Origin of the sequence: Chitinophaga sp. 22620 (genome assembly GCF_052044405.1) — a bacterium.
Taxonomy (GTDB): Bacteria; Bacteroidota; Bacteroidia; order Chitinophagales; family Chitinophagaceae; genus Chitinophaga.
The window spans coordinates 281,220-306,849 of sequence record NZ_JBQEMV010000004.1; the positions used below are offsets into that span (position 1 = coordinate 281,220).

At 53.6% G+C, this 25,630-nt stretch carries 20 protein-coding genes; 5 read left to right on the forward strand and 15 right to left on the reverse strand.

The annotated features are described in order from the left end of the window. Positions 1-187: 187 nt before the first annotated feature. The 4 genes from ACTJIK_RS20495 to ACTJIK_RS20510 are packed head-to-tail and all read left to right on the forward strand — an operon-like array spanning position 188 to position 6,725. Complete coding sequence (locus ACTJIK_RS20495) at positions 188-3,436, forward strand: SusC/RagA family TonB-linked outer membrane protein (protein WP_440649402.1); 3,249 nt, start codon at positions 188-190, stop codon at positions 3,434-3,436. Positions 3,437-3,454: 18 nt separating this feature from the next. Next, positions 3,455-5,023, forward strand: a complete 1,569-nt coding sequence (locus ACTJIK_RS20500; RefSeq protein WP_440649403.1) for a RagB/SusD family nutrient uptake outer membrane protein — start codon at positions 3,455-3,457, stop codon at positions 5,021-5,023. 17 nt (positions 5,024-5,040) lie between these two features. Further along, positions 5,041-5,748 carry a hypothetical protein gene (locus ACTJIK_RS20505; RefSeq protein ID WP_440649404.1) on the forward strand — a complete coding sequence of 236 codons (708 nt, stop codon included), beginning with the start codon at positions 5,041-5,043 and terminating at the stop codon, positions 5,746-5,748. Between the two features lie 38 nt (positions 5,749-5,786). Further along, positions 5,787-6,725: a DUF5007 domain-containing protein gene (locus ACTJIK_RS20510; RefSeq protein ID WP_440649405.1), complete on the forward strand. Its 939-nt coding sequence runs from the start codon at positions 5,787-5,789 to the stop codon at positions 6,723-6,725. A 34-nt stretch (positions 6,726-6,759) separates the two neighbouring features. Here the strand turns inward: ACTJIK_RS20510 and ACTJIK_RS20515 are convergent, their stop codons facing one another. The 8 genes from ACTJIK_RS20515 to ggt form a co-directional block, all read right to left on the reverse strand. After that, entirely contained in the window at positions 6,760-7,485 is a 726-nt protein-coding gene (locus ACTJIK_RS20515) for a LytR/AlgR family response regulator transcription factor (protein ID WP_440649406.1), read from the reverse strand. Positions 7,486-7,488: 3 nt separating this feature from the next. Then, a complete protein-coding gene (locus tag ACTJIK_RS20520; protein WP_440649407.1) occupies positions 7,489-8,577 on the reverse strand; it encodes a sensor histidine kinase in 1,089 nt (362 codons plus the stop codon). A gap of 87 nt (positions 8,578-8,664) precedes the next feature. Next, entirely contained in the window at positions 8,665-10,863 is a 2,199-nt protein-coding gene (locus ACTJIK_RS20525; RefSeq protein ID WP_440649408.1) for an outer membrane beta-barrel protein, read from the reverse strand. A 183-nt stretch (positions 10,864-11,046) separates the two neighbouring features. Then, positions 11,047-11,904, reverse strand: a complete 858-nt coding sequence (locus ACTJIK_RS20530) for a TraB/GumN family protein (protein ID WP_440649409.1) — start codon at positions 11,902-11,904, stop codon at positions 11,047-11,049. Between the two features lie 9 nt (positions 11,905-11,913). Further along, positions 11,914-12,972, reverse strand: a complete 1,059-nt coding sequence (locus ACTJIK_RS20535) for an aminotransferase class I/II-fold pyridoxal phosphate-dependent enzyme (RefSeq protein WP_440649410.1) — start codon at positions 12,970-12,972, stop codon at positions 11,914-11,916. 1 nt (position 12,973) lies between these two features. After that, positions 12,974-13,390 (reverse strand): hypothetical protein, encoded by a 417-nt coding sequence (locus ACTJIK_RS20540; protein ID WP_440649411.1) that lies wholly within the window; start codon positions 13,388-13,390, stop codon positions 12,974-12,976. Then, positions 13,387-13,914, reverse strand: coding sequence for a DUF1572 family protein (locus ACTJIK_RS20545; RefSeq protein ID WP_440649412.1), 528 nt, complete (start codon positions 13,912-13,914; stop codon positions 13,387-13,389). Before ACTJIK_RS20545 ends, ACTJIK_RS20540 begins: the two co-directional genes overlap by 4 nt. Before the next feature lie 33 nt (positions 13,915-13,947). Then, a complete protein-coding gene (ggt, locus tag ACTJIK_RS20550) occupies positions 13,948-15,648 on the reverse strand; it encodes a gamma-glutamyltransferase (protein ID WP_440649413.1) in 1,701 nt (566 codons plus the stop codon). 76 nt (positions 15,649-15,724) lie between these two features. Here ggt and ACTJIK_RS20555 point away from each other — a divergent pair, with 76 nt between their 5' ends. After that, positions 15,725-18,214 carry a M14 family metallopeptidase gene (locus tag ACTJIK_RS20555; RefSeq protein ID WP_440649414.1) on the forward strand — a complete coding sequence of 830 codons (2,490 nt, stop codon included), beginning with the start codon at positions 15,725-15,727 and terminating at the stop codon, positions 18,212-18,214. 15 nt (positions 18,215-18,229) lie between these two features. On the opposite strand, the gene ACTJIK_RS20560 is transcribed toward ACTJIK_RS20555, so the two are convergent. The 7 genes from ACTJIK_RS20560 to ACTJIK_RS20590 all read right to left on the reverse strand — a co-directional run bounded on the left by ACTJIK_RS20560 (position 18,230) and on the right by ACTJIK_RS20590 (position 25,629). Further along, positions 18,230-19,117: a helix-turn-helix domain-containing protein gene (locus ACTJIK_RS20560; protein WP_440649415.1), complete on the reverse strand. Its 888-nt coding sequence runs from the start codon at positions 19,115-19,117 to the stop codon at positions 18,230-18,232. 8 nt (positions 19,118-19,125) lie between these two features. Next, on the reverse strand, positions 19,126-20,130 hold the full coding sequence (locus ACTJIK_RS20565) for an aldo/keto reductase (protein WP_440649416.1): 1,005 nt from the start codon (positions 20,128-20,130) through the stop codon (positions 19,126-19,128). A gap of 128 nt (positions 20,131-20,258) precedes the next feature. Beyond that, positions 20,259-20,861, reverse strand: coding sequence for a thioredoxin family protein (locus tag ACTJIK_RS20570; RefSeq protein WP_440649417.1), 603 nt, complete (start codon positions 20,859-20,861; stop codon positions 20,259-20,261). 114 nt (positions 20,862-20,975) lie between these two features. Then, the gene (locus ACTJIK_RS20575) at positions 20,976-21,944 is read right to left on the reverse strand and encodes a YihY/virulence factor BrkB family protein (protein WP_440649418.1); all 969 of its coding nucleotides are present in this window, start codon (positions 21,942-21,944) and stop codon (positions 20,976-20,978) included. Positions 21,945-21,986: 42 nt separating this feature from the next. Further along, positions 21,987-23,036, reverse strand: coding sequence for an endolytic transglycosylase MltG (gene mltG, locus ACTJIK_RS20580; protein ID WP_440649419.1), 1,050 nt, complete (start codon positions 23,034-23,036; stop codon positions 21,987-21,989). Positions 23,037-23,199: 163 nt separating this feature from the next. Then, positions 23,200-23,568: a preprotein translocase subunit SecG gene (gene secG, locus ACTJIK_RS20585; RefSeq protein WP_440649420.1), complete on the reverse strand. Its 369-nt coding sequence runs from the start codon at positions 23,566-23,568 to the stop codon at positions 23,200-23,202. A gap of 15 nt (positions 23,569-23,583) precedes the next feature. Then, complete coding sequence (locus tag ACTJIK_RS20590; RefSeq protein WP_440649421.1) at positions 23,584-25,629, reverse strand: hypothetical protein; 2,046 nt, start codon at positions 25,627-25,629, stop codon at positions 23,584-23,586. Between the last annotated feature and the right edge of the window lies 1 nt (position 25,630).

Genomic DNA, 25,630 nt, shown 5'->3' on the forward strand with positions numbered 1-25,630 from the left:
TGCTTTTTTATCATATGAGAACCAGCTTCCGTAATTGTCTGCAGATTATCACGATTACTGCACTGCAGTTTTAACAAATTTTTAGAGTTTATACCTTTCGTTTGATAGTTTGTAATGATAAGCGACTCTTTTTAATTGGACAGGGACTAGATCAACCAACGTTTATATTTTTATCAATTCAATTTCTATGACCAGAAAGCTACTCTTTTTGTTGGTCATCCTCATGGGGATGGTGTATTCCGCTGCCATGGCACAGGATCGAAAAGTATCCGGCACTGTTAAGGACAGTAAGGGCGATGCGCTGCCAGGCGTATCTGTCCGGGAAGCCGGAACTTCCAACGGCACCGCGTCCGACGAGACCGGTAAGTTCACGCTCACATTAAAAGGTACAAACCCGGTGCTAGAATTCACCTTTATGGGTTATGCCAAAACCACGATCAAAGCAGACGGCCGCGCCACCTATACCGTAGTGCTGCAGTCGGATGCGCAGCAGCTGAAAGACGTGGTGATCACCGGTTACGAGCAGAAGAAGCGCAAAACGCTGACCACCGCCGTGACCCGCCTGGACGCTGAAGAGATCCAGAACATTCCCGCGGCCAGCGTGGTGAACCTGCTGCAGGGCCGCGTGGCCGGTCTGGCTGTTGTAAACAATGCCGGTTCGCCCGGCGTCGGCGCTCCCGTGTTCATCAGGGGTAACGCCAGTGTAGCTTCCAGCTTCAACGACGACCGTATTTTTTCCGATCCGTTGTTTGTCGTGGACGGCATCCAGGTGCCGGCGGATCGCGCGTCCGCCAAAGGTTTCAACGTGAATGCCTTTGGTTCCGGCAACAGCCCGATCTCGTGGCTGAACCCTAACGACATTGAATCCATCGACGTATTAAAAGACGCGGCCGCCGCGGCCGTATATGGTTCCCGCGGAGCCAACGGGGTTATCATCATCAAAACCAAAACCGCAAAGACCGGCAAGCCGAAGATCGATGTGCGCGCTTACAACGGTATCAGCTTTACGCCTTCTCTTTTCCCGATCCTCGGCGGCAAGGCAGAGCGCGAAGCCAAGGTCGATATCTGGACCCGGTTTGCGCCCTACGACCAGAGAATGAGCGGCATGCCTATCCAGATGACCGATTCCCTGAATCCTTTCTTTAATAACTCTACCGACTGGCAGAGCATGTATTTCCGCACCGGCAGGATCCAGAACTACGACGCGAGCATACAGGCAGGCAACGAGATGGGCAACTACCGCATCGGCGGCGGTTATTACAGCGAAGACGGGATCGTGATCAACACCGGCTTCAAACGTTACACGGCCAACTTCACCGGCCGCCTGCTGCCCAACAAAAAGACCACGATCGTGATGCAGACCTACCTGGGCCGTACAGACCGTTCGCGCGGTAACAGCAAAAACGGCCAGGGCATCAACTCGCAGGGCATCTGGAGCATTCCTTCCTCCGTGTACATGGTGCCGGATAAAAGTCCCTATGGCGGCGGCATGCTCGATGCATACAGCAAGAACAGGGATAAGAACTATACCAATACCATCAACACCAGCCTCCAGCTGATGTACCAGGTGATCCCGAACCTGCTTTTCACTTCCACCGCATCATTGAGCAACGCGACGGACAAACGTGATTATTTCTTTGCAGCGGTGGCAAACAATGGTTTCTCAGACGCGGGTCAGTACAATGCCGTGAGCAACGCCTATACCTGGACCAACCAGCTGTCTTACAATTATTTCACGCCCAATAACGATCACAATTTCGGCGCCTTCCTGGTGCAGGAGTTCAATAAAAATACCCTCGAAACCACGCAGATAGACGGTAAAAGAGGCCCATCGGACAACATCCAGGTGGTGTCTGGTTTCAGCCCGGGCAGAACCACTACCAGAACAGGATACGGCGCCAATGCCACTTCTTCCGTGCTGGGTAAGATCAACTATGGTTACCGTGAAAAATACCTGGTAGACGCATCGCTGCGCGCGGACGGTTCTTCCAAGCTTGCGCCCGACAAAAGATGGGGCTATTTCCCTACCGTTTCGGCTGCATGGCGTATTGCGGAAGAGCCTTTCGTGAAGAACAGCCTGCCCTGGCTGAACGAAGCGAAGGTGCGCCTGAGCTGGGGTAAAACAGCTAACCAGTACGTGGAGAATTTCGCCAGCGTAAGCTCGCTGAACGCCAATGCGGGTGGTTTCAACGAGCCGGCTGAAAACTATGTGAGCACTTACGGCGGTACGCCCGTGGCCATCCAGAACTTCGCGCAGATGCAGAACCCTGACCTGCAATGGGAATATTCTGACCAGACCAACCTCGGCATTGAACTGAGCGCATTCAAAGGCCGCGTAAGCCTCGTGGGCGATCTATACCAGCGTTATACAGAAGGCGGCACCTACGATGAATTGCTGCCCACCAGTGCCGGGTATACCATCATCAAAAGGAACGGGATAGACATGCTCAATACCGGTTATGAACTGACCCTGAGCGTGAACGTGCTGGGCGATAAAAGCCCCGTGGGCTGGACCACCCGTTTCATGTTTTCCAACAATACCACCAAAGTGGCCAAGCTGCCCAACAACAACCGCCCGTTCTTCGTGGATAACCTCACCATGGTGAAGGTTGGTTCCGCGCCCTACGGTTATGTGTTCATGGTGAACGACGGCGTATGGCAAAGCAACGGCGAAGTGCCCGTGGATCCTTTCACCGGTAACAAGTTGTACTTCGACTACGGATACCTGCCTTACCGCGAAGGTTCTCCCCGCTTCCTGGACCTGAACGGCGACTTTAAGATCAACGACCTGAACGGCGACGGCACGCGTGAAGTGAACGACCGCGTTTGGGTAGGCGACCCTACCGCCAAAGTAGACGGCGGCTGGGTGAATACTGTCAGCTGGAAAGGTTTTACACTGGACATGATGTTCAACTTCAGGTTCGGCGTAAAAGTGGTGAACTCCGCATTGCAGCGTTACTGGAACTCTGTGAAAGTAACCGGCGGCGGCGGCCAGTTCCCCAACTACACCAAGTTTGATTATTTCAATGGCAACTCGCAGGACTGGGGCGGCATTCCCCCGCTGGGCGAATACGACATCTACGGCTTCGCCCCCGGCGACCGCGGCGGTGTGGACGCACGTTTCCCCACGCTCGATTACTGGACAGGTTCCATACAGACCTTTTGGAACATCTACGATTACAAAAGCGCGTTTGTTGAAGACGCATCATTCGTGCGCCTGAAGAACGTGATGCTCAGCTACAACGTGTCGCCCGTTTTCCTTAAGCGGTTCGGCCTGGAACGCCTGATGGTATATGGTAATACAGAGAATGTATTCATCCTCACCAAATACGCCGGCCGCGATCCGGAAGCTATCGAATTCCCTTCGGGGTACGACCGTGGCAGGAACTATCCATTGTCCCGCAAAATAACGCTCGGGTTAAACCTGACATTTTAATCCATTAAACGAAATTGTATGAAAAGAGGAATATATTATGTGATGCTTTGCCTCGCGGTGTTCACAGCAGTATCCTGCAATAAACAGCTGGATATAGACCCGATAGACCAGATCCCCGATGCCAAGTTCTGGTCCACCGAGCGCGACCTGGACGGAGCTGTGGCCGGCGGTTATGCACTGCTGCGCAAAACGCTCGTGGAAAGCCCGAAGAACTCCAATGATGATAATGGCTACCATCCCCGTTTTTATATGTATGGAGACAGGAGAGGGCTGATCTGGCAGTCTTACACCAGGGACCAGATCCGCGACGGTACAGACGCCGCTATTCAGAAGAACAGGCTGCGCACTGAATGGGGAGGCACCCGCCAGTGGGACGATATCCTTTTCAACTGGGCCCCTTTTTACCAGATCATTGAACAATGCAATATTGTGATCGAAAATGCGCACCGCGTGCCCGACAACCAGTTCTTCGTCGGCAATACCCGTGCGCAATATGTGGCTGAAGCGCGTTTCCTGCGGGCATTCACCTATTTCTACATGGTTCGTGTGTGGGGAAATGTGCCGTTAGTAACCAAAACGCGTACAACAGAAAAGCTGGGCAGAACAGATATGAATGCCGTGCTCGATTTCGTGGAAAAAGAACTGAAAGAGGCCATGCCGGAACTTCCCAACAGCTACTCCGCATCAGGTAAAAATGCTTTCAGGGCTACCAAGGGTACCGCCCAGGCCACGCTTGCGCATACCCTGGCATGGCGCCATAAAGACGCGGAAGCCGTGACCTACGCCACCCAGGTGATCACCGGCGGTGTATATAAAATGCTGGGAGACTCCGTGCCCGATCCCACCAAACCGATGGGGTACCTTCAATATCCGAATATTTTCAAAGGCAGAAGCACCGAAGGTATCTTCGAAATTGATTTCGACGCGGCCACCGGCGAATTTGGCCGGAACACTTCCATGGCCAACCTCACTTTATTCGGCACGCAATGGGCCGCAAGACAGGAACCGCTGTGGGCGATCAGCTATACCAGCGCCAACCGCACCATCACCCGCATGACCAACCTGACGATGATGTTCCCCGAATATCAGAAAGACGAACGGTACAGGGTGCTTTTCACCAGGTCTAACAGCTCGGTGAAGCCCAACGACTCCGTGTTCGTTAAATATGCGTCTGTGGTAGATCCTACCAGGTTCCTGTACGATGCGAACATTATCGTTTTCCGCGTGGCAGACCTGGTATTGCTGCGTGCGGAATGTAATGCGAGATTGCTGAATTATGCCGCCGCGAGGGAAGACCTGAACACCATCCGCAAAAGAGTATGGCTGCCTCCTTACACCGGCGCCGATGCCGATCTGTACCTGGAGATCTTCAAAGAACGCAGCCGCGAGCTGCTGGGTGAAGGCCATTATTTCTACGACCTGGTAAGAACCGGCTTCCTCACCGATCCGGACTACACCAAAGTGCCTACCAGGCCTACGATCAACCAGGCGGACTTTACTGATGGCGCGTGGACCTGGCCGGTATCCAACAAAGCTTTCGTGGACAATCCGAATATGGAGCAAATGCGTTACTGGCAGCGTTATTAATCTTAAAAACTACCGTGATGAAAATATTCAAAGTGAAATACATGCTGATGCTTGCGGCTCTCGTTACACTGGCTGCCGCCTGCAAAAAAGAACATTATACGGACGGGGGCGTTCACAGCGGCAAGCTGGATATGAACGTGTACGACTTCCTCAAGTCGCGGCCTTTCGAATTTGATACCATCGTTTGGATACTGGATAAAACCGGGCTGGCGGAAGAAGTGAAAAAGAACAACATCACTTTTTTTGCGCCGAAAGACCTGTGCGTGGTGAACTTCCTGAACAGAAGAGGCGGCGCCAAACTGGATACGCTCAGCGTGGAAGTGCTGAGAAAGGCGATGAGCAAATACATTTTCCCGAACGTAAAGGTGTGGCGCGATGAGGTGCCCTTCCTGAACAATACAGACGGCGGCGGGGTGTATATCAAAACCGTTCTGAACGATTCCATGCTGGTGGATTCCCCGCTGCGGGAAGACTACAATGGCGTACCGCAGGCGGGGCCGAAATTTATCCGCCTCTGGGATCCCAATGGTTTCGCATATACCCGCTCCAGGAGGTTCAATGCGGCAGCTACCTGGCCTGAAAATGCAGACAACAGTACCAATCCGCCCAAACTCTACAATCCCTGGGTGAGCAGCGGGAATATCATCACCAGCGATCTCCAGGCCACCAACGGGGTGATACAGGTGCTCAACGGAACGCACACCTTCGGATTCCCTTTTAAATGACCTGCCGTTTCCATGACGGAATTAAAAATAACTGAACCATGAAAATTAAGAATATCGCAATTGCAGCGCTGGGCGCCGCCCTGATCGGCGGAACCATGTACGGTTGCCGTAAGGTGGACCTGCAGGATGGTTACTTCGGGGAAAATATCCGGTATAAGGACAAGATCATTACCCTCGAAACCGGCCGCGACGTATTAAAAGGCGACCTGATCATCGACCGGTCCAACACACCTATTGCCGTTGAACTGGTAGACATCCGCCGCTGGGACGGCAAGCCAGCGCCTGAAATGCTGAAGGAGGTGGACGCCATTGAATGGAAAGAGGAGAAGACCGGCCAGGAAAAAAGCATCGAAGAGCTGCTGGCAAAACAACATGTCGTAAAACGCCCCGTGTTTGAGATCAACCGGGCCGATGGCCGCCTGATCTTCCGCAAGGAGAGCTATGGTATGGATTCCGCTACTTATTTCATCGACGTAAAAGTATCCAACAGCGCCGGTTCCCGCATCATCAAAAATGCGGTGGAAGTGAAAGTGGCAGTAGGAGCGGAGTATGAATACGAGAACGACTATGCGTGGATCGTTTGTGCGGATACGGACTGGGACAACTGCTCTCCTTATTTTGATTCGGTGAACATCCGGATCGAAAGCTTTAAGTATACCGCGGGAGGCAGTAAGATGGTATGGCGCTTCAAAGACCAGAACGGCAACGTGATCAACCCGAAAGTATTCCCCGAAGGCAGCAAGCAGAAGGGCAAACGCCTGGAAGATTACGTGTTCGCTTACCGCAAATACGACGACCGGCTGGAATACGACTGCGCCTATCCTTTTAATACCGCTTACCGCGAGTACGAATGGTGGGTGCCCGGATCTACCTTCGGGAAAAATGACCGGTACGATCTGTTCGCCGCGCTCAAATTCAGGATTTTCCGGCAGGGAACCTGGGATATCACCTGGAAAGTGGAATTGTTAAATCAATAGTAAAAAGAAACGCTCCTTTATGGAGCGTTTCTTTTTATTTTTTATTCGTCATGATCTTTTCCTTCATCTGGTTCATGAACCCTTCCCGGTAGGTATCTCCCACAGGCACGGCCTCTTCCGTATGCTCCAGGTACACGAGGTTGCCTTCTATCATCCTGATAAAGCCCGTGGCCAGCAGGAACGATTTGTGGGTGCGGGCGAACTCGCTGGCGGGCAGGCGTTCTTCCAGGTCTTTCATATTCAGCAGCGCAATGATCTTCTCGCCCAGCCGGGTATGTATCTTCACATAGTTCTTCAGTCCTTCTATCAGCACGATATCTTTGATATTGATCTTGATCAGCTTCCCTTTCTGCTCCGTTTTCACGAAAATAAAATCGTTCTCTTCTTTGGTACCGGGGGTAACGGGCTGAATGAGCGAAAGAGCGCGTTGCGCGCCTTTGATGAAGCGGGCAAAGGAGATGGGCTTCAGCAGGTAATCCACCACTTCATTTTCGAACCCTTCCATGGCGTATTCGCTGTAAGCGGTGGTAAGTATCACTTTACATTTCCCGTTGATGGCCTTTATGAAATCGATGCCGGTCATAGACGGCATCTGCACGTCCAGGAAAATGAGGTCCACTTTGTGCTGGTGCAGCAGCTGGAGGCCTTCCAGCGGGTCGGTGGTGGAGTAGAGCAGGTTCAGGAAGGGCGTCTGTTTGATGTGATGGGCCAGCAGGTCTATGGCGTGCTGTTCGTCGTCTATCACAATACAATTGATCATATACTAGAGGTTTATGATGAGTTCGGAGGTATAAAAATGTTCGTTCTCGGTCACGGTAAAGGTATGTTTGCTGGCGTACATCAGCTGCAGGCGCTGCCTTACATTGTTCAGCCCGATGCCGGTGCTCAGCTCTTTGGGGCCCGCTTTCTTTTTGTTGCTGATATAAAAACGGATCTTCTGCTGGTCCGATTCTGTTCTCACCACCAGCGGGTTGGCGGGGTCCAGCAGGTCGCCGTGCTTGAAGGCGTTCTCTACGAGCGTAATGAGTATCAGCGGGGTAATGCGCGCATTCGGGTTGTCTACCTGCTCGCTGTATTGGATGCTCAGCTTGTTGTTGAACCGCATCTGGTTGATCTCGATCACGTTCTTCATATGCGTTATTTCCTTGAACAGGGCTACTTTCCCTTCCGCGTCCTCTTCTTTCCCCAATGCATACCGCATGATGTCTGACAGCAGGAGCACGGCGTTGCTCACCTCCCCGCTCAGCGGCACGGTTTTGCTGTAGATAAAGCTTAAGGAATTGAAGAGGAAATGCGGGTTGATCTGGTATTTGATGGCGCTCAGCTCTGCGTCCATCTTCTGTTTCTGCAGCTCGTCCTCCCGTTTGTTGCGGTTGTTGTAGTCGATAAAAATGGCTACCACGAAGCAGACAAAGAAATGGAACAGGTAGGAGAATATAGTGATGACCCAGTAAAACAGCAGCTTATTGTGAACCATCAGGTTCCGGACGTTCTCCGAATTACTGTTCGCGTTGAAGTCGGTTTGCTCATATTCGAACAGGAAGGTGTAGGCAAGTTTCGCCCCGAACACCAGCAGGATCATCAAAATGAATTTTCCCAGCTTCCGGTCGCGCAGGTAAGGAAGGCAGGCCAGGAAGATGAGCGCGTAATAGGTGATGGTAAATTCGGCGATGGACTTCAGCGTGATAAGTATGAACCCGCCGTGTTTTTCGTACGCCCTGGTAGTGGCCTGCGGGTCGAGCGTATAGATAAAGCCGTAGAAGAAGGCAAAAAACACCGCCGCAATGAGCGCCAGTATCAGTATCCGTTTCCATTCCGTTTTGAAGAAATTTCCTGTTTGTTCCAGTAACATGGTGGTTTTTGCTGTGTTTATCCAAATATAATAAAATAAAAAAGGAAGCCTTCCGCCTTGTGCCGGAAAGCTTCCTTTGGGTTGCTGTTACAGCCCCTGCTGTGCGTTGGTCCTTCCCGCTTCGCTTTCAATGGCGTTCTTACGGGTTTTGGCCGCTTTCACAGTGCTGCTGCCGAATCTGTAGTTAAAGGTCAGGTTCACCACGCGGGTGTCGTTATTGATTTTTGCAAGGTTGTGAACGTTGGCGTATTTCACTTCAAAGCGCATCGGCTGGGTGTTGAAAATGTCCACGATGCCGAGCTTGAGTGAACCTTTGTTCTTCAGTACGTTCTTGGTCACCCCGAAATCCAGCCCGCCCGCGGTTTTCATGATGGCGTAACCGGCCATGAAAGGCCCGCGGAAGTTGCCGTTCAGCTCAGCGGTAAAGCCTTTGGGCAGGGTGAAGGTGTTTTGCATGTTCACCATGCCGGTCACGCTGCTCTTTTGGTAGGCGATGCCGTTCATATTGGTGTTGATGTCCAGCCAGAGACCGGTAACGGTCCAGGTGGTGCGGATCTTCGGGGTGATCGGTTTCACCCACACCACGTTCAGGTAGGCTACGTTGAAGTCCGTCTGGTTGTCGAAGCTGGTTACCTGCACCTTGGTGTCCGGGTCCTGGTTGAAGATCATGCTCAGGTTGTCTTTCACACGGTTGAAGCCCAGGGTGGTGAACAGGGAGTAATTGTGGCTCCAGGTGCCTTGGATGGTCTGCGACAGCACGGGTTTGATGTTCGGGTTGCCCTGGCGGTAGCTGTATGCGTTCTGGTAGGTCACGAAGGGGTTCACTATGTCGAACCCGAAGCGGGTGATGCTCCTGCGGTAGCTGAAGCTGAACTGGTCTTTGGCGCTTTTCATGTAGCTCACGCTCGCACTGGGGAACAGCTGCACGTAATCGCGCTCGAATTTCTGGTCCATGGTCAGGCTGTTGCCGGTAGCGTGCGTATGCTCGGCGCGCAGCATGGCCTGGATGGTGTATTTCTTGATGGTCTTTGTAAGGCCGGCGTAGGCGGCGTTTACGTTTTCCTTGTAGATGAAGTGATTGGTTTTGCCGGCGTCATTTTCCCATTTTCCGTTCAACTGGTTCTCCCAACGGGTATCATTGTCTGTTTCGGTGAAGGTGGTTTTGAGGCCGGCCTCCAGCTTGGCGAACTTCAGCTGCTGGGTGTAGTCTGCGCTGAAAGAATACAGGTTGATGCGGGATTCGGTATTGTTGCGGATATTGGTGGGGTCGCCGGTCGGCACTTCTTTGACGGTGAAGTAGTGGCCGTTGAAATCGTCGTTCCAGTCTTTGCCGTGATTAAAATAATCGGCGTTGATGCTCAGTTCGTTCTTGTGCTTTTCGCTGCCGGTCTTGAAATACACGTTCACGCTGGGGTTCACCAGGGTCTGTCGGCCGGTGGCGGTCTGTCGGAAAAGGGAATCGGGCAGGGTGGTCTGGTTATCGTTGTTGCGGTGGCGGTTGTTGAACATGCTTTTCACCAGGAAACCCGCGGTGGTGGATTTGGAAAAGTCGATATCCGCGCCGGCCTTCAGGTTGTGGCTGTTGCGCTCTTCGCGGTTGTAGTCGCTGTCTTCCAGGATATAATTGCCGGGAAAGAAGCGCTCGGCGGTGGTATGGGTGAACTGTTTGGCGTAAATATAATCGTAGCCGCCGTACAGGGTCGCTTTTTTGGTGCGGTGGTTGAGGGTGAGGCCGCTGTTGCCGCGGGCATAACGGCCAAAGCCGCCACCCAGGGTCAGGGAACCGTTGGTGCCCATATCCTTGCTTTTCAGCATTTTGATATTGATGATGGCGCCGTCCTGCGCGTCGTATTTGGCGGAAGGGTTGCTCATCAGCTCCAGCTTTTCGATGTTGCTGCCGGGCGTGCTGTTCAGCAGGTTCTTCAGGTCTTCCCCGCTGAGACGGCTCGGCCGCCCGTCGATGTAAACGGATACATTTTTGCCGTTCAGCTGGAGGGTATTGGAATTGTCCGCGGTTACGCCGGGAGATTTGGAAACGATCTCCCAGGCATTGGAACCCGCCGCGGTGGCGGACTTCGAAACGTTCACCACCATGGTGCCGCCCTGCATGGTGATCTGCGGGGCGCTGCTGGTCACGTTCACTTCTTTTAACTGTTTAACGGAGGGGGCAGGGATGCTGTCCTTTTTAGCGGAAGGAGCGGGAACGGTGTCTTTTTGCTGTGCGCTGCCCGTTACAGCGGTCATAAGCATAGCGGCGGAAAGGAGAGAGGTAAAAAGTGTTCGCATACAGGTAATTTTGATGATGCAAACTTATTGCGCGGCCGGGCGGCTTGAAAATTTGATACACCAACAGGTCAATTTAAAGGATCAACCGGATTGGTCATACACGAACCCGGTTTTTCCAGGTACAAAAAGCAAGGCCGCCCCGCGGGACGGCCTTGCCAATATCTGTCAGCGCCATGGGCGGCCCTATTTCGTGACCGGTTCCACTTTATAACCTCTTTTACGCAAAAGCTCCACCACGCCCTGGTCCCCGCCCAGGTGCATGGCGCCGCAGCCGAACAGCACGGTTTCCTGCTGCATGGCCTTTTCCATCACGGGTATCCAGTTGCGGTTGCGGTCATACACCAGCTTGTCCTCATACCCTGCAAACTCCGGCGATTCGCCGAGGAAGTTGTGCAGCTGCTGGATGTCCTGCTTCTTATACGCGGCCACCATGCGGCTGTAGATGGCTTTCTGTTTGGGCAGGTCGTTGATGTAATCCATGATCATGCGCGCTTCCAGGGTATCGGGAAATGCGTCGAACACGTCTATCTGGTCGTCCAGCCCTTCCAGGCCCAGCACGGGTTTTTGCTGCTCTTTGGCCATGCTGACGAATTTGGTTTCGTAGGCTACGGCGGTGGGGCAGTTCAGCATCTTTGGCAATATCATGGAAAGGATCACCAGGGGCTTCATTTTTTTGAATATGGTCACATCCATGTTCATGCTGTCTTTCAGGTATTTGCCGAGCTTGCGGTAGTCGTCGGGCCGGAAGGCCTTTTCCAGGGAATACTGCTCGTCCGTTTCCTGCAGGCGCCCCAGCATGGTGGCCATCATGGCGGGGTCGTCCATATCTATTTCCAGGTAAATGGACTTGGACTGGTCGAATGCTTTCTGAAGGTGCGGGGGAAGGAAAAAATCATCCGGGCAAATGAGGTGGATGGTGCCGTAAACATATGAAGGCTGTTTGAGACCCTTGCCGGAAACCTTGTACAGCAGCGATTGCTGGGCGAAGGCGGGTAAAAGCAGGCAAAGGACGGCCAGTGTGGCAAAGGTTCTTTTGATCATATACAAGGGTTATAATTGGGTGTAAAATTGAACGAGCTGCACCATCAGTATCTCAATGTCCGCGCGGGTATGCAGCGCTGAAAGCACCGCCCGGTGGACCTTCGGCCCCTGGGGGTCAGGGTAGGCGAAGGAAGAGATAAGGACATCGCGGCCCAGCAGGTAGTCGTTCACATCTTCTTCACGGTCTTCCAGCACGAACACCGGAAGGCCGGGCTGGTGGCTGATGGCGGCGATGCCTGCTGTGAGCCCTTCCATGGTGAGGATGTTTTTCTGCAATCTTTTACGCGCGTTGGCAAAAGAACTTTGCGCCTGCAAAAAGGCATAGGCGTAAGCCGGTACCATGGCCGTGCTGGCGGTAAACAGCGGCAGCTTGCGGATGGCGGCTATATCCGCGGCATGACCGGCCACCATGCCGCCTTCCAGGCTGTAGGCCTTGGCCAGCGAAGCGGTGATCAGATAGTGAATAGCCTCGTTGGCGGGTAACAGCGAAATAATGCCTTCGCCTTCGGGACCGAGCACGCCCAGGCCATGACTGTCGTCCACCAGCACCAGCGTTTTGCGCTGTAATGCTTTCAGCGCGCTGAAGTCGTTGATGATGGCAGTGAGCGGGTTCACCGCATCGGCGACGATCACGTACTGGTGATCTTCTCCTTTATTGATCTTTTCCACCACGGTTTCCATCCATGACGCCCAGCTGCCGGCGGGCGCCTGCGCGCCGGGAAAGCGGATGGCAGGATGGGCGCCGGGCGAATAGAGGGCTTCGCCTTTACTCACGGCATAGGTTACAGCGGCCTGCGCGGCGAGGTAGCCGGAGGAAAAACAAACGGCGCTTTGCTGGTGAAGCTGCGCAGCCAGCGAATGTTCCAGCTCTTCGTACAGCCGCAGCTGCAGGTTGCCGATGCGGGAAGAAGGGTATACGCTGCCGAAACGTGCCAGGCCTTCGGCCAGCATGTCGCGGAAGGTATGGGAAACATGCATGCCCAGGTAGGCGAAACCCGAAAAGAAAAGGCAGGTCCTGCCTTCGATCTGTGCCGTTCTGCCGGGCGTGCTGTCTGTAATGCTGAACATATTATTGTTTCCGGGTGCGTAAAATAAAATGATAGTCGCCCGAGGCAACTTTCATATCGAAATTATTTTCGTCCAGCTTCTCCACTTCCACCAGGTGCTCCGCATTGCGGGAACCGGTGGAGCTGGTAATGGAAATGATCTTCCCGTTGCTGAGCAGCTCGTACTTCCCGCTGTCAGGCACGCCGGCAATGGTGGCGATGAACAGGCCGTTGTCCAGGAACTGGTAATAGGCGTCTGAATAATAACCGTCTTTCAGGTCGCGCGCCTGCGTGATCTGCACGTTGTTGTACGGGTCGGAGGAAGGCACGGCCACGTCGTACACTTTCCATTTTTTGTGCTGCAGCAGGCTATTGGTCTTTCCGCTGCCGCATGAAGCGAATACTGCCGCAAGGCAGCAGGTATAGATCAGGTATTTCATTTGCCTGCTGCTTTTTGCTCGTTGAATTGTTTTGAATTGCCTTTGGGAATGGAAAGGCTCTGCCAGTTATCCGCCTTCATCATTTTGCCCAGATATACGATCTGGCCTACGTGGTAGGGGTAATGGGCAAGCTGCCGGTTGAGGGCGTCTATCACGATCAAAGGTTCGGTCCTGATGTGGATGATCTTCGTAAGGTCGGCGTCGGTAAGACTGTCCAGCGTTTGCAGCAGGCAGTCCCAGCCTTTGTTCCAGGTGGCTGTCATATCCGCTTTGGTGGCGCCGGGCTCATTGTCCTCGAACTCGGCGTCGCGCTCGCGCCAGGGTTTTTCGCCGTCTGTGCTGAGGAAGTCGGTAAAGCGGCTGAGCATGTTGCCGCTCATATGTTTCACGATAATGTAGATATTGTTGGGCTCGCCGGCGGGCTGCCAGTGTATCTGTTCGTCGTTCAGCTGGGCGAATGTTTTTTCTGCAAGTTCCCTGTAAAAAAGCAGGCGTTTCTTCAGGCTGTCCAGGTAAATACTCATAACCGGTCTGTTTTTTATATACCGAATGTACAATTATTCTCCGGCAGCGCTGTCGTCGCCCCGGTTATCGGCCACGGCTTCCAGTTTGCCTATGCCATGGATCTTTATCAGCTCCGTCCGCCCGATGGATTCGCGGGGCGTGAGCTTGTAGCCCATCCGTTCCAGCGAATGTTTCACCGGTTCGGGGAATCCTCTTTCGATATACACGACGTCGGGCAGCCATTGGTGGTGGAACTTCGGTGCGTTTACGGTCTGGTCCGCATCCAGGCCGAACACCAGGGAGTTCACCAGCGTCTGGAACATGGAAGTGATGATGGTGGAGCCGCCGGGGGTGCCCGTTACCAGCAGGGGCTGTGTGTTTTTCAGCACAATGGTGGGCGTCATGGAACTGAGCATGCGTTTGCCGGGAGCGATGGCGTTTGCTTCGTTGCCCAGCAGGCCATACATATTGGGTGATCCGGGTTTTACGGAAAAATCGTCCATTTCGTTGTTGAGCAGGAAACCTGCGCCGCCTACCACTACGTCGCAGCCATAACCGCCGTTGAGGGTGGTGGTCACTGCCACGGCATTGCCCTGGGCGTCTACCACGCTGAGGTGGGTGGTCTGCTCGCTTTCTTTGATAACGCCGGCGGGCACACGCGCGCTGAGAGAAGCGAGGCCGGGCGTGAAGTCTGCCATGCGGCGCTGCAGGTAAGCGGGATCGGTGAGGGTTTTAACGGGCACCTTCACGAAATGCGGATCGCCGAGGTATTCCGCCCTGTCCGAATACGCCCTGCGTTCCGCTTCTATCATCAGCTGCACGCTTTTGGGATTGTGAAAGCCCCAGTCTTCCATCGGGTGTTTTTCCACCATGCCGAGCATCTGTTGCAGGCAGATGCCGCCGCTGCTGGGCAGGGGCATGGTCAATATATCATGGCCGCGGAATTTGAAGCGGAGGGGCTGCAACACTTCAGCGCGGTAGTTTTGCAGGTCTTCAGCGGAAATAATGCCACCGCCGCGCTGCATTTCTTCCGCGATCTTTTGCGCGGTCTCTCCTGCATAAAACCCGGCCGCGCCTTTTTCAGCGATCAGCCGCAGGGTACGGGCGAGGTCTTTCTGCACCAGCGTATCACCTTCTCTCCAGGGTGTATCTTTTACAAAAGCCACGGGCCTGGTGTTCAGCCGCAAAAAATTATCGCGGTGGCGGTTGAGCCCGCGCGCTTCCGCGGCTGTGATAATATAACCGTGTTCGGCAAGACGGATGGCCGGCGCCACCAGCCTGGCGAACGGAAGTTTTGCATAGGCATGCGTAGCGATGAGCCCCGCCACCGTACCGGGTACGCCCGCTGCCAGGTGGCCTTCCAGGCTTTTTTTGACGATGGGGTTGCCCGCACCGTCCAGGTACATGTCGCGGTGGGCCTTGCCGGGCGCCATTTCGCGGTAGTTGATGGCGACCGTTTTGCCATCGGGCATGCTGGCTACGAGAAAGCCGCCACCGCCGAGGTTGCCCGCTTCCGGGTATACAACGGCCAGCGCGAGCTGTGTGGCAATGGCCGCGTCAAATGCGTTCCCGCCTGCTTTCATCACTTCCGTGCCGGCCCCGCTGGCCAGCGGATGGGCGGATGCCACGGCATATTTGCGGGCTTCTATGCGTTTGGTGACGGTGTATTGTTCCGGGCCGGTTTGCTGGCCGAGAACATCCAGGGAAAGGGTGCATAAGAGGAAAATAAGGGAACGCATCATTAATGGCATCATTTCCAGCTAAATTAATATTATTTTCCAGCGAATCCACGCCGCAATTTCCCCTATCTTAGGGGGATACAATCCAACTATGAAGTATATATTTTTAGTACTGGCTGTGTTAGGCGCCATGACCACGTCGCAGGCGCAGCCTTCCCCGGAAACATATCTGAAATACCCGCTGGGAACGCGGTTCACGCCGCACTTTAAAGTGACGGAATATTTCCGCGAGGTGGCCGCTACGGCAAAGAATGTGAAGCTGGAAACCTATGGCGAAACCTATGAAGGCCGCCCGCTGATGATGGCCATTATTTCCAGCCCTGAAAATATGGCCCGCCTGGAAGAGATCCGCGCGCATAATATGGGCCTCGTATCGGGCAATGCACAGGGCGCGCAGCCCGTTATCATCTGGCTCAGCTACAACGTGCACGGCAACGAGGCCGTGAGCACGGAAGCCGCTATGAAAACGCTTTACACGCTGCACGCCGAACGGCAGGACCTGCTGAAGAATACCGTGATCATCATCGATCCCTGCCTGAACCCCGACGGCCGCGAGCGTTATGTGAACTTCTATAATTCCACCCGCGGCAAAAATGCCGACGCCACGCCGTACGCAAGGGAGCACAACGAGCCCTGGCCGGGCGGGCGCAGCAATCATTATTATTTCGACCTGAACCGCGACTGGGCCTGGCAAACGCAGACCGAATCGCGGCAGCGCGTGCTGCAATACAACCGCTGGATGCCGCAGGTGCATGTGGATTTCCATGAGCAGGGCGTGGACGCGCCGTATTATTTCGCGCCCGCGGCAGAGCCGCTGCACGATGCGATCACCGAATGGCAGCGCGCTTTCCAGGTGCAGATCGGCAAACACAACGCCACTTATTTCGATGCCAAAGGCTGGCTGTATTTCACGCGCGAGCAGTTCGACCTGTTCTATCCCAGCTACGGCGATACTTATCCCACCTACAACGGCTCCATCGGTATGACCTACGAGCAGGGCGGGAGCGGCCGCGCGGGCCTGGCCATCACCACCCGCCAGGGAGATACGCTTACGCTGAAAGACAGGATAGAACATCATTTCACTACCGGCATCGCCACCGTGGAAGTATCTTCCGCCAATGCGGACAAGCTGGTGCAGGAATTCACCCGCTACTTCACGGACGCGCGGAGCAAACCTTCCGGCGATTATAAAACCTATGTGGTGAAAGGTGCGGGCAACATGGAAAAACTGCAGACCCTCGCCGAGACCCTGCGCCGCAACGATATTGTGACCGGCTTTGCCACCGGCGGCAGCGCGGGCACGGGCTTCAATTATTTCACGGGTAAAACGGAAAAATTCAATATCGAAAAAGGCGACCTGGTGATAAGCGCTTACCAGCCGCGTTCCAACCTCGTGAGGGTATTGTTCGAACCGGTGGCGCGCCTCACCGATTCCGTGACCTACGACATCACCGCCTGGGCGCTTCCTTACGCCTATGGCCTGCCTGCATATGCTGTTGCCGGTAAGATCGATCCGGCAGTAAGCGCGCAGCCCGAAAAGGCTGTTAACGCGCCCGCGGAGGGCAATACTTACGCTTTCCTGGCGCCCTGGAACAGTGCTAAAGACCTGAAGTTCCTCGCGGCATTGCTGAACAGGAACATCAAAGTGCGTTATTCCGAAGCGCCCTTCACCATTGCGGGAAAAACGTATCCCGAAGGCACGCTCATCATCACCAAAGCGGGCAATGCCTCGCTGGATGCGGTTACGGCCATCGCCGCAAAAATGGAAGTGTCGCTGGTGAAAGTGCCGACCGGCTTCGTGGATAAAGGGGCGGACTTCGGGTCCGACAAGATCCGGTACATCCGCAAGCCGAAAGTGGCCGTGGTGGCGGGAGAGGGCGTGTCTTCCCTCGGCATGGGCGAAATATGGCATTTCTTCGAGCAGCAGATCGAATACCCGCTCACCGTTATTCCAGCGTCGTCGCTCAGCAACCCCGGCTGGCGCGATCTCGACGTGCTCATCCTGCCGGATGGTTATTACCCCGCGCTGGCAGACAAGCAGGCCGCAGAGCGTCTGAAAGACTGGGTGAGCGCCGGCGGCAGGCTCATTGCGGTGGAAGACGCCGTTGCGCAGCTTGCACAGGGAGAATGGGGCTTTAAACTCAAAAAAGAAGAAGAGGATAAGGATAAAAAAGAAGGAGAGAAAAAAGATCCGTACATCCCGCTGAAACCTTACGCCAACCGTGAGCGCGAAAGCGTTTCGCAATTCATTCCCGGGGCTATCTATAAGGTGCATATGGACAGAACGCATCCGCTGGCATTCGGTTATCCCGACTATTATTACACGCTCAAACAAAGCGATAAGCTGGTTTCCTATATCGAATCAGACGGCTGGAATGTGGGCGTGCTGAAAAAGAACGATTACCTCACCGGTTTTGTGGGCGCGCAAACCAAGCTCCGCCTGAACGACGGCCTGCTGTTCGGCGTGAAGGAAGTGGGGCAGGGGGAAGTGGTGCTGCTGCTGGATAACCCGCTGTTCAGGAGCTTCTGGGAGAATGGGAAGCTGCTGTTCGGCAACGCGGTGTTTATGGTGGGGCAATGACGGAAATGACGGACTTCAGTTAAAAGACTGACGAAATTCCAGCGGCGATAAATTCGTCTTCTTTTTGAAAAGCGTGCTAAAGGATTGCGCGTGCTCAAAGCCCAGGGCATAGGCGATCTCGCTGACCGAAAGACTGGTCGTGGAAAGTTTTTCTTTGGCTTTCGCGATCAGTTTTTCATGAATATGCTGCTGTGTGTTCTGCCCGGTATGAACCCGAAGCAGGTCACTCAGGTAGTTCGGCGACAGGTTCATCTGCGCAGCAATATATTGTACCGTGAGCAAACCCTGTACGTCGCTGTTAAAGTAGTCATCGATCAACTGCTCGAACCTGGTCAGCAGAGCTGAATTATTATTCTTGCGGGTCAAAAACTGCCGCTCATAAAAACGGTTGGAGTATTTTAGCAGACTCTCGATCTGCGTCAGAATGATCTCGTGGGTATGCTTATCGATATGCTGGCACTCCTTATCAATTTTATGGAGGATCGTGATCAGGTCATCTTCTTCCCCGGCAGACAGGTGCAGCGCTTCGTTAACCGCGTAATCGAAAAAACCGTAGTGATGAATGCTGCTCGCCAGCGTATGCTGCAACAGGAAGTCCGGGTGAAAGATCAGGAGATAACCGGACCCGCATTCGATATTTTGCAGGTCCAGTTGTTGCACCTGGTTAGGCGCGGTAAAACTCAATACTCCTTTATCGTAATCATAATGCTGCTGTCCGTACCTGGTCTTGCCTTTGGCTTCGCGTTTGAGCGCCACGCAGTAAAAGCGGTTAACGAAACTTTTCCAGATCTCGTCTTCCAAAAAAACACTTTCCGCCAGATTGATCACGCTCACCAGCGGGTGGCGAGGTTCGGGCAATGACAGCAACCGGTGAAATTCTGATATGGAGTTAATGGCGTGCATAAACAAAATTAATCAATTAAGCCCATACTGAACTCATCATAAGGTGCGCCCGTGTCCGTACCCAAAGGCACGATGCTTTCCAGTTGTGAAAGATCCGCCTCCGTCAACTCAATGGTAGTCGCCGCGAGGTTTTGCTCCAGGTACTTTCTGCGTTTCGTTCCCGGGATCGGTAAAATCCCCTTGCTCATGATCCAGGCCAAAGCCAGCTGCGAAGAAGTGACGTTCTTTGCTTCAGCCATGGCTTCAATTGCCTTGACCAATTCAATGTTCTTATTAAACATTTCGCCCTGGAAACGCGGGATCGCCCTGCGGAAATCGTTCTCCGGCAGGTCATCGATGCTTTTGATCTGTCCCGATAAAAAACCGCGGCCCAATGGTGAGTAAGCTACAAACCCGATACCCAGTTCATTTAATGTTGCTAACACCCCGCGTTCTTCCACCGTTCGTTCAAATAAAGAATACTCGCTTTGTACTGCGGTGACCGGGTGTACGGCATGCGCCCGCTTAGCCGTTTCAGACGATACTTCCGACAGACCGATATAACCTACTTTACCTTCTTTAACCAGCTCTGCCATGGCTTCAACTGTTTCCTCGATCGGCGTATTTTTATCCAGGCGGTGCAGGTAATACAGATCGATGTAATCGGTATTGAGATTCTTTAGCGAACGCTCTAAAGATTTTTTTACATAGTCCTTTTTACCATTGATGGCCCAGGTCACTTTATTGTTGTCATCGATTTCCCAGCCAAACTTGGTGGCCAAAATATACTGATCGCGTTTACCGCTGATTGCTTTCGCAATGAGCTGCTCATTTTTCAGCGGACCATACAGATCGGCAGTATCCAAAAAATTTCCACCCAGCTCGAGCGAACGGTGAATCGTCGCGATGGCTTCCTGCTCATCCGCGGGGCCGTACATATGTGCTTCTTCAAAGCCCGTCATACCCATACAGCCCAGGCCGATCACCGGCACAACCAAACCCTGGCTGCCCAATGCAATTTGTTTTATTTCCATGATCCAAAGGTCGGTAAGCCAAATCGCGCGCATGTATGCAAACCCCTGAAGCTTGTAAGCAAATCAAGGAATGAAAAAGAGGCTGATCATGATTTATGATACAGCCTCTTTTTTATTATGAACTGGTCTTACATTTTACGTTTGATGCCGCAGCCTACCGAAGCGGTGCTGGTGACCGGTACGGGTTTGCCGCTGATCATGGCGGCGATGGCGTTGTGCAGGTATTTGGTCTGCACGCTTTCGGCGCTGCCGGGGTTGTCGTCTATCGCGCCTTTGTACACGAGCATCGCGTCTTTGTTGAAGAGGTAACATTCCGGTGTGCGGTCTGCCGCAAAGGCGTCCGCAATGGCATTGTCCTTATCCACCACGTAGGGCCAGCTGTAGCGCTGCCCTTTGCCGTAGCTCTGCATGGCTTCGTAAGAGTCGCCGCCGGTGCGTTCCGCTTCGTTGGAATTGACCAGTATCACGCCGATGTTGTTTTTCAGTGCAAACTGGCATATTTCGCGGGTGCGGTCCTGGTTGCGTTTTACGTAGGGGCAGGTGTTGCAACTGAACATCACCAGCAGGCCGTTGGCCTTTTTTACGTCGTTGAGCGAGAATTCCCTGCCGGAAATGTCTTTCATTTTAATGTCAGCCTTCGGCAGCTTCGCCCCGATATCCAGCGAATCGGGAAAACGGAATGCCACAAGCGAAAACACTGCTAAAAGCAGTAAAAGAATTTGCTTTTTCATAGGCTCCCTGATTTGGTTCAACATGAAATTACAGCATTTCGCAGGGAATAAAAAGCCGTCTATCCCAATTTAGAAAATCTTCAGCGGTAAATTGATATGATATTAACGGAGAGGTCATGAAAGTCCCTGTAATTCAGGCGCTTCCTCCATTTCCCGTTCTGCGGCTATTTCGCGCAGCGTGCTGATGCTGGTGTTCAATTCGAAGCCGATCAGCAGTATAAATGAATTAAAATATACCACGAGCATCAGCACGAGAATGGTACCGATAGAACCGTAGATCTGGTTGTATTGCGCAAAATTCGTCACCCAGAAAGAGAATCCCAGTGTTACCACGACCATGGAAATGCTGGCGAAGGTAGAACCCGCGGAAATGAACTTCCATTTCTTTTTGGTAGCCGGCCCCCAGCGGTAGATCACGGAGATAATAGAAAAGAACAGCAGCACGATGAGCGCCCAGCGCACCAGGCCGATGGAAAACTGCGAAACGGCGTCTGCAATATTCAGTTTCTGCAGGATCATTTTCAGGATGGCGCCCTGCATAATAATGAGCGCAACGGTTAGCAGCAGCAGCACTACGAGAAATATGGTGAGCATGAGCGCGGTAAGCCGGGTTTGCCACCAGGTGCGCTGCGTGAAACCGGGCAGCAGCTTATCGAACGAGCGGAGCATGCCCATTACGCCGTTGGAGGAATAATAAAAGCTGAGTATAAATGCGAAGGAAAGTAATGTATTACGCTGCGTGTACAGGAAGTCGTGGATCATGTCGCGCACAATGATGTAGCTGCTGTAGTTGGGGGTGAGGCTTTCCGCGAGATCATACAGCGTTGGCTCCACGTTCTGCAGGGGAATGAAGGGCACAAGGGTGAACAGGAAGATGAAAAAAGGCGGTATGGCCAGCAAAAAGTTGAAAGAAATGGCGGCGGCGCGTTCGGTGAGGCTTTCCCTGGCGGTTTCTTTGAGGAAAAACACGATCACGTCGTACAGCGGCGCACGGTCGAACCCCGGCAACACCAGCGACTTGCTTTTATGGATCACCCAGCGAACAGGTTTGGAACTGAGAATGATTTTTTCTACATCGATCATCCGGGGATTTTGTTGGACCGTTGTAAAAGTACGAAGAAAGGGTTATTTAATTCCCCTTGCATTCAATTCCTTCTGGTAGTTGCGCGCGTTCTCAAGATGTTCCTTAAAAGTGGCGGCGAAGGCGTGATAGCCGCTGCCGTCGGCCTTTGCACAGAAATAAAGGTATTCCGTGTCCGCCGGTTCCAGCACTGCTTCGATGGATTTCGCGGAAGGCGTGCAGATGGGGCCGGGCGGCAGGCCGGCATAACGGTAAGTGTTATACGGAGAATCGTATTCGAGATGTGAGCCCCAGATACGCCTCAGCGCGAAATTCTTCATGGCGAATTTCACGGTAGGATCCGCCCCGAGGCGCATGCCTTTTTTGAGCCGGTTGAGATATACGCTGGCGATGCTCGGCTTTTCGTCGTGGCGGTTCGTTTCTTCTTCCACGATGGAAGCGAGGGTCACTACTTCGGCAGGGCTCAGCCCGAGGGCCGCGGCTTTGGCTTTGCGTTCGTCCGTCCAGAAGCGGGCGTAGCTTTCTTCCAGCTTTTCGAACACTTTGCCGGCGGTGGTATTCCAGTAGAATTCGTAGGTGTTGGGCATTACGGCGCACATCACGGTCTGCGTGTCCAGCCCGAACTGGCGGAGGTACACACGGTCGTCCATAATAGCGCGCAGGGCGGTGGAATCGGCTTCCAGCTGAGAAGATACCAGGCGTATGAAGTCTTCTTTCAGCCGCAGCTTATTGATCACGAGCTTCACGGGCGACTGCCTGCCGGAACGCAGGATGCGCACGATCTCCAGGTTGCCCATGCCTTTTTTGATCTCGTAGCGGCCGGCTTTCACACGGGCCGGGTAATCCAGCTGGCGGGCAACGAGGTTGAAGGTGGCGGGGGAGTTGACGATCTCCTGGTCTTTCAGGCCCTGGAGCACGTCTGCATATTTGCTGCCGGTAGGTATGTAAAAGTATTTTTTATCGCCGAAGGAGCGGGTGTTGGGGCCCATCAGGAGGTAACCTCCCGCAACGAGGGCGCCGGCCAGCAGGCAGGCAGCGATCACGGCAATACGGCGAACCCAGGGGGAATTATTTTTTTTGGTCTTTTGTTTCATCCGTTAATATTTGTCTTTTCAAGGCCGGATGGAACCTCGCATTAACATTCCCCTGTGTGAGAAATCTTCTCATGCTCGGTTTCATGGAATAGTGGCGGTAATTCAATAAAAAACCCCGCTTTTAACGGCGAGGTCCTTTCAAATATTATATTGGCAAATAATATTACTTCTTGTTTGTGTCCACAGGCTGGGCCGGGGGAGCTTGCTGGTTGTTCAGCGGGAGCGTTGCGGGCGGGGTAGCTGCCGGGCCTGATCCTGCTGATTTTTCGATGGCGCTGTTGCCTCTTACGGGGCCGGTAGCGCCGCCTCTGCCGACGAACATGGTAGAGGTGAGGCAGAGAACAGCAATGGCTGCTGCGAGTATCCAGGTACCTTTTTCCAGTACGTCGGTGGTCTGCCGAACACCCATCACCTGGTTGCCGAAACCGCCGAAGGAGCCGGAGAGCCCGCCGCCTTTAGGGTTCTGTACCAGCACGAAGAAGCCCAGTAAAACACAGGCCACCACAATCAATACTCCAAAGAAAATCAACATACTAATCGTAATTTATTATTGTCTGAGTTGTTTAAGTTCGTTTATCTTTTGCGCAAAATAAGCGTTTTTACCGGGATTAAGCAAACTTAATTTTTGATATATGGCAATCGCTTTTTCAGGCTGGTGCTGGCGTACCCAGATCTCGGCCAGGGTCTCGGACACGATGTCGTCGTTCAGGGTGATGGACTGCATGGCCATCTTTTCCACCCTTTCGGTCACTTCCGGGTCATCGTCTTCATACAGCTTGTGCAATTGCTGATGATACCAGTCTTTCTGGGCTTTACCTGAAAAATTGTCTTTCAGTTCGCGGAGCCAGTCTGTAAAACTTCTCATCTCGGCGGCGGCTTTCTCAGTCATCTTATCTGCAACGTTCGGGTCTTTCAACTTTTTATAGGCAAAATAATCTTCCGTGTAGAGGGGCTGGAAGGTCAGCACCGTTTCTTCCACCGGAGTGTCCATCGGGTGAATGCGGATGGGCGTTTCTTCTTCCTCGGCGGTCCGGGGCTCTTCAGTCTCTTCAATATCGTCGTCTGTGGCCACTTTTTCCAGGGGAATTTCCGGGTCTGCTTTGGGCAGGGTGAGGCCTGTGCCTTCGGGCTCTGTTTCGGAGGGCACCACGATCTCCTCTTCCTCTACTTCGGGTTCGTATTGCGAAGGTTCTTCCGGCTTCAGCGCGTCGTAGTCGATGGCTACGATCTCATCTTCCGTGGAAATACGGGCGATCTCAGCTTCGGCGGCTTCGTAGTCGACGGCAATTATTTCATCTTCGGTGGAAGTGCGGGCGATCTCGGCTTCAACGGCTTCATAATCGACGGCCACGACTTCATCCTTCTCCGCTTCGGCGGCGGCTTTTGCGGCAGCTTCTTCCTCGGCAATTCTCTTTGCTTCGGCTTCGGCAGCGGCTTTTGCGGCAGCTTCTTCTTCGGCTATTCTTTGGGCTTCCGCTTCGGCGGCGGCTTTTGCGGCAGCTTCTTCCTCGGCTATTCTTTGGGCTTCGGCTTCAGCAGCGGCTTTTGCGGCAGCTTCTTCCTCGGCAATTCTCTTTGCTTCGGCCTCGGCGGCGGCTTTTGCGGCGGCTTCTTCCTCGGCAATTCTCTTTGCTTCGGCTTCGGCAGCGGCTTTTGCGGCAGCTTCTTCTTCGGCAATTCTCTTTGCTTCGGCTTCAGCGGTGGCTTTTGCGGCAGCTTCTTCCTCGGCTATTCTTTGGGCTTCCGCTTCAGCAGCGGCTTTTGCGGCAGCTTCTTCCTCGGCAATTCTCTTTGCTTCAGCTTCGGCAGCAGCTTCTTCCTCGGCTATTCTCTTTGCTTCAGCTTCAGCGGTGGCTTTTGCGGCAGCTTCTTCCTCGGCTATTCTTTGCGCTTCGGCTTCAGCAGCAGCTTTTGCGGCGGCTTCTTCTTCGGCTATTTTCTTTGCTTCGGCTTCAGCTGCGGCTTTCGCGGCAGCCTCTTCTTCAGCTATTCTTTTCGCTTCCGCTTCCTCTGCGGCTTTCTGTGCTGCGGCTTCAGCCTTGGCTGTGGCGGCGGCATGGTCTTCCGCTTCCAGCGCGTCCAGGATGGCCTGGTCTTCCGCGCTGACCTCGTCTTCGAGGGCTATTTCCTCTTCCGCAGTGAGCGGGCCGGGAACGATGGGGGAGGGTTCTTCCGCCACAACGGTTTCCATCAGCGCATCAGGATCGGGCGCTGCGCCGGCAGTTAAGCTGGCCTCGGCTTCCGCTTCCAGCTTCGCCACGATATCGTTTTCAGCGTGAACGGCTTCGTGCCCGTTCTCTGAAGACGCAAATCCATTGGTGTATTCCTGCGTCCTGACAGGCTCCTGCTCGGCAGGCTTTTCGCCCGCTACGGTAAGCTGGTAAAGGTATTGAGGCGTGCTCGTATATAACTGTGCTTTCTTGAAAACAGGCGAATTGTGATCCGGGATGCGGGAGAATTGTTTCTGTGCCAGCAATACCCTGGCCGCCGCAAAGTAGGGATACGATTCCACCAGCCGCTCCAGGCTTGCCTGGTCAACGTCCCGGAGGTCCGGTTGGTTAAAAATATGGTGAATGATCCTGTTAGCGGTCATG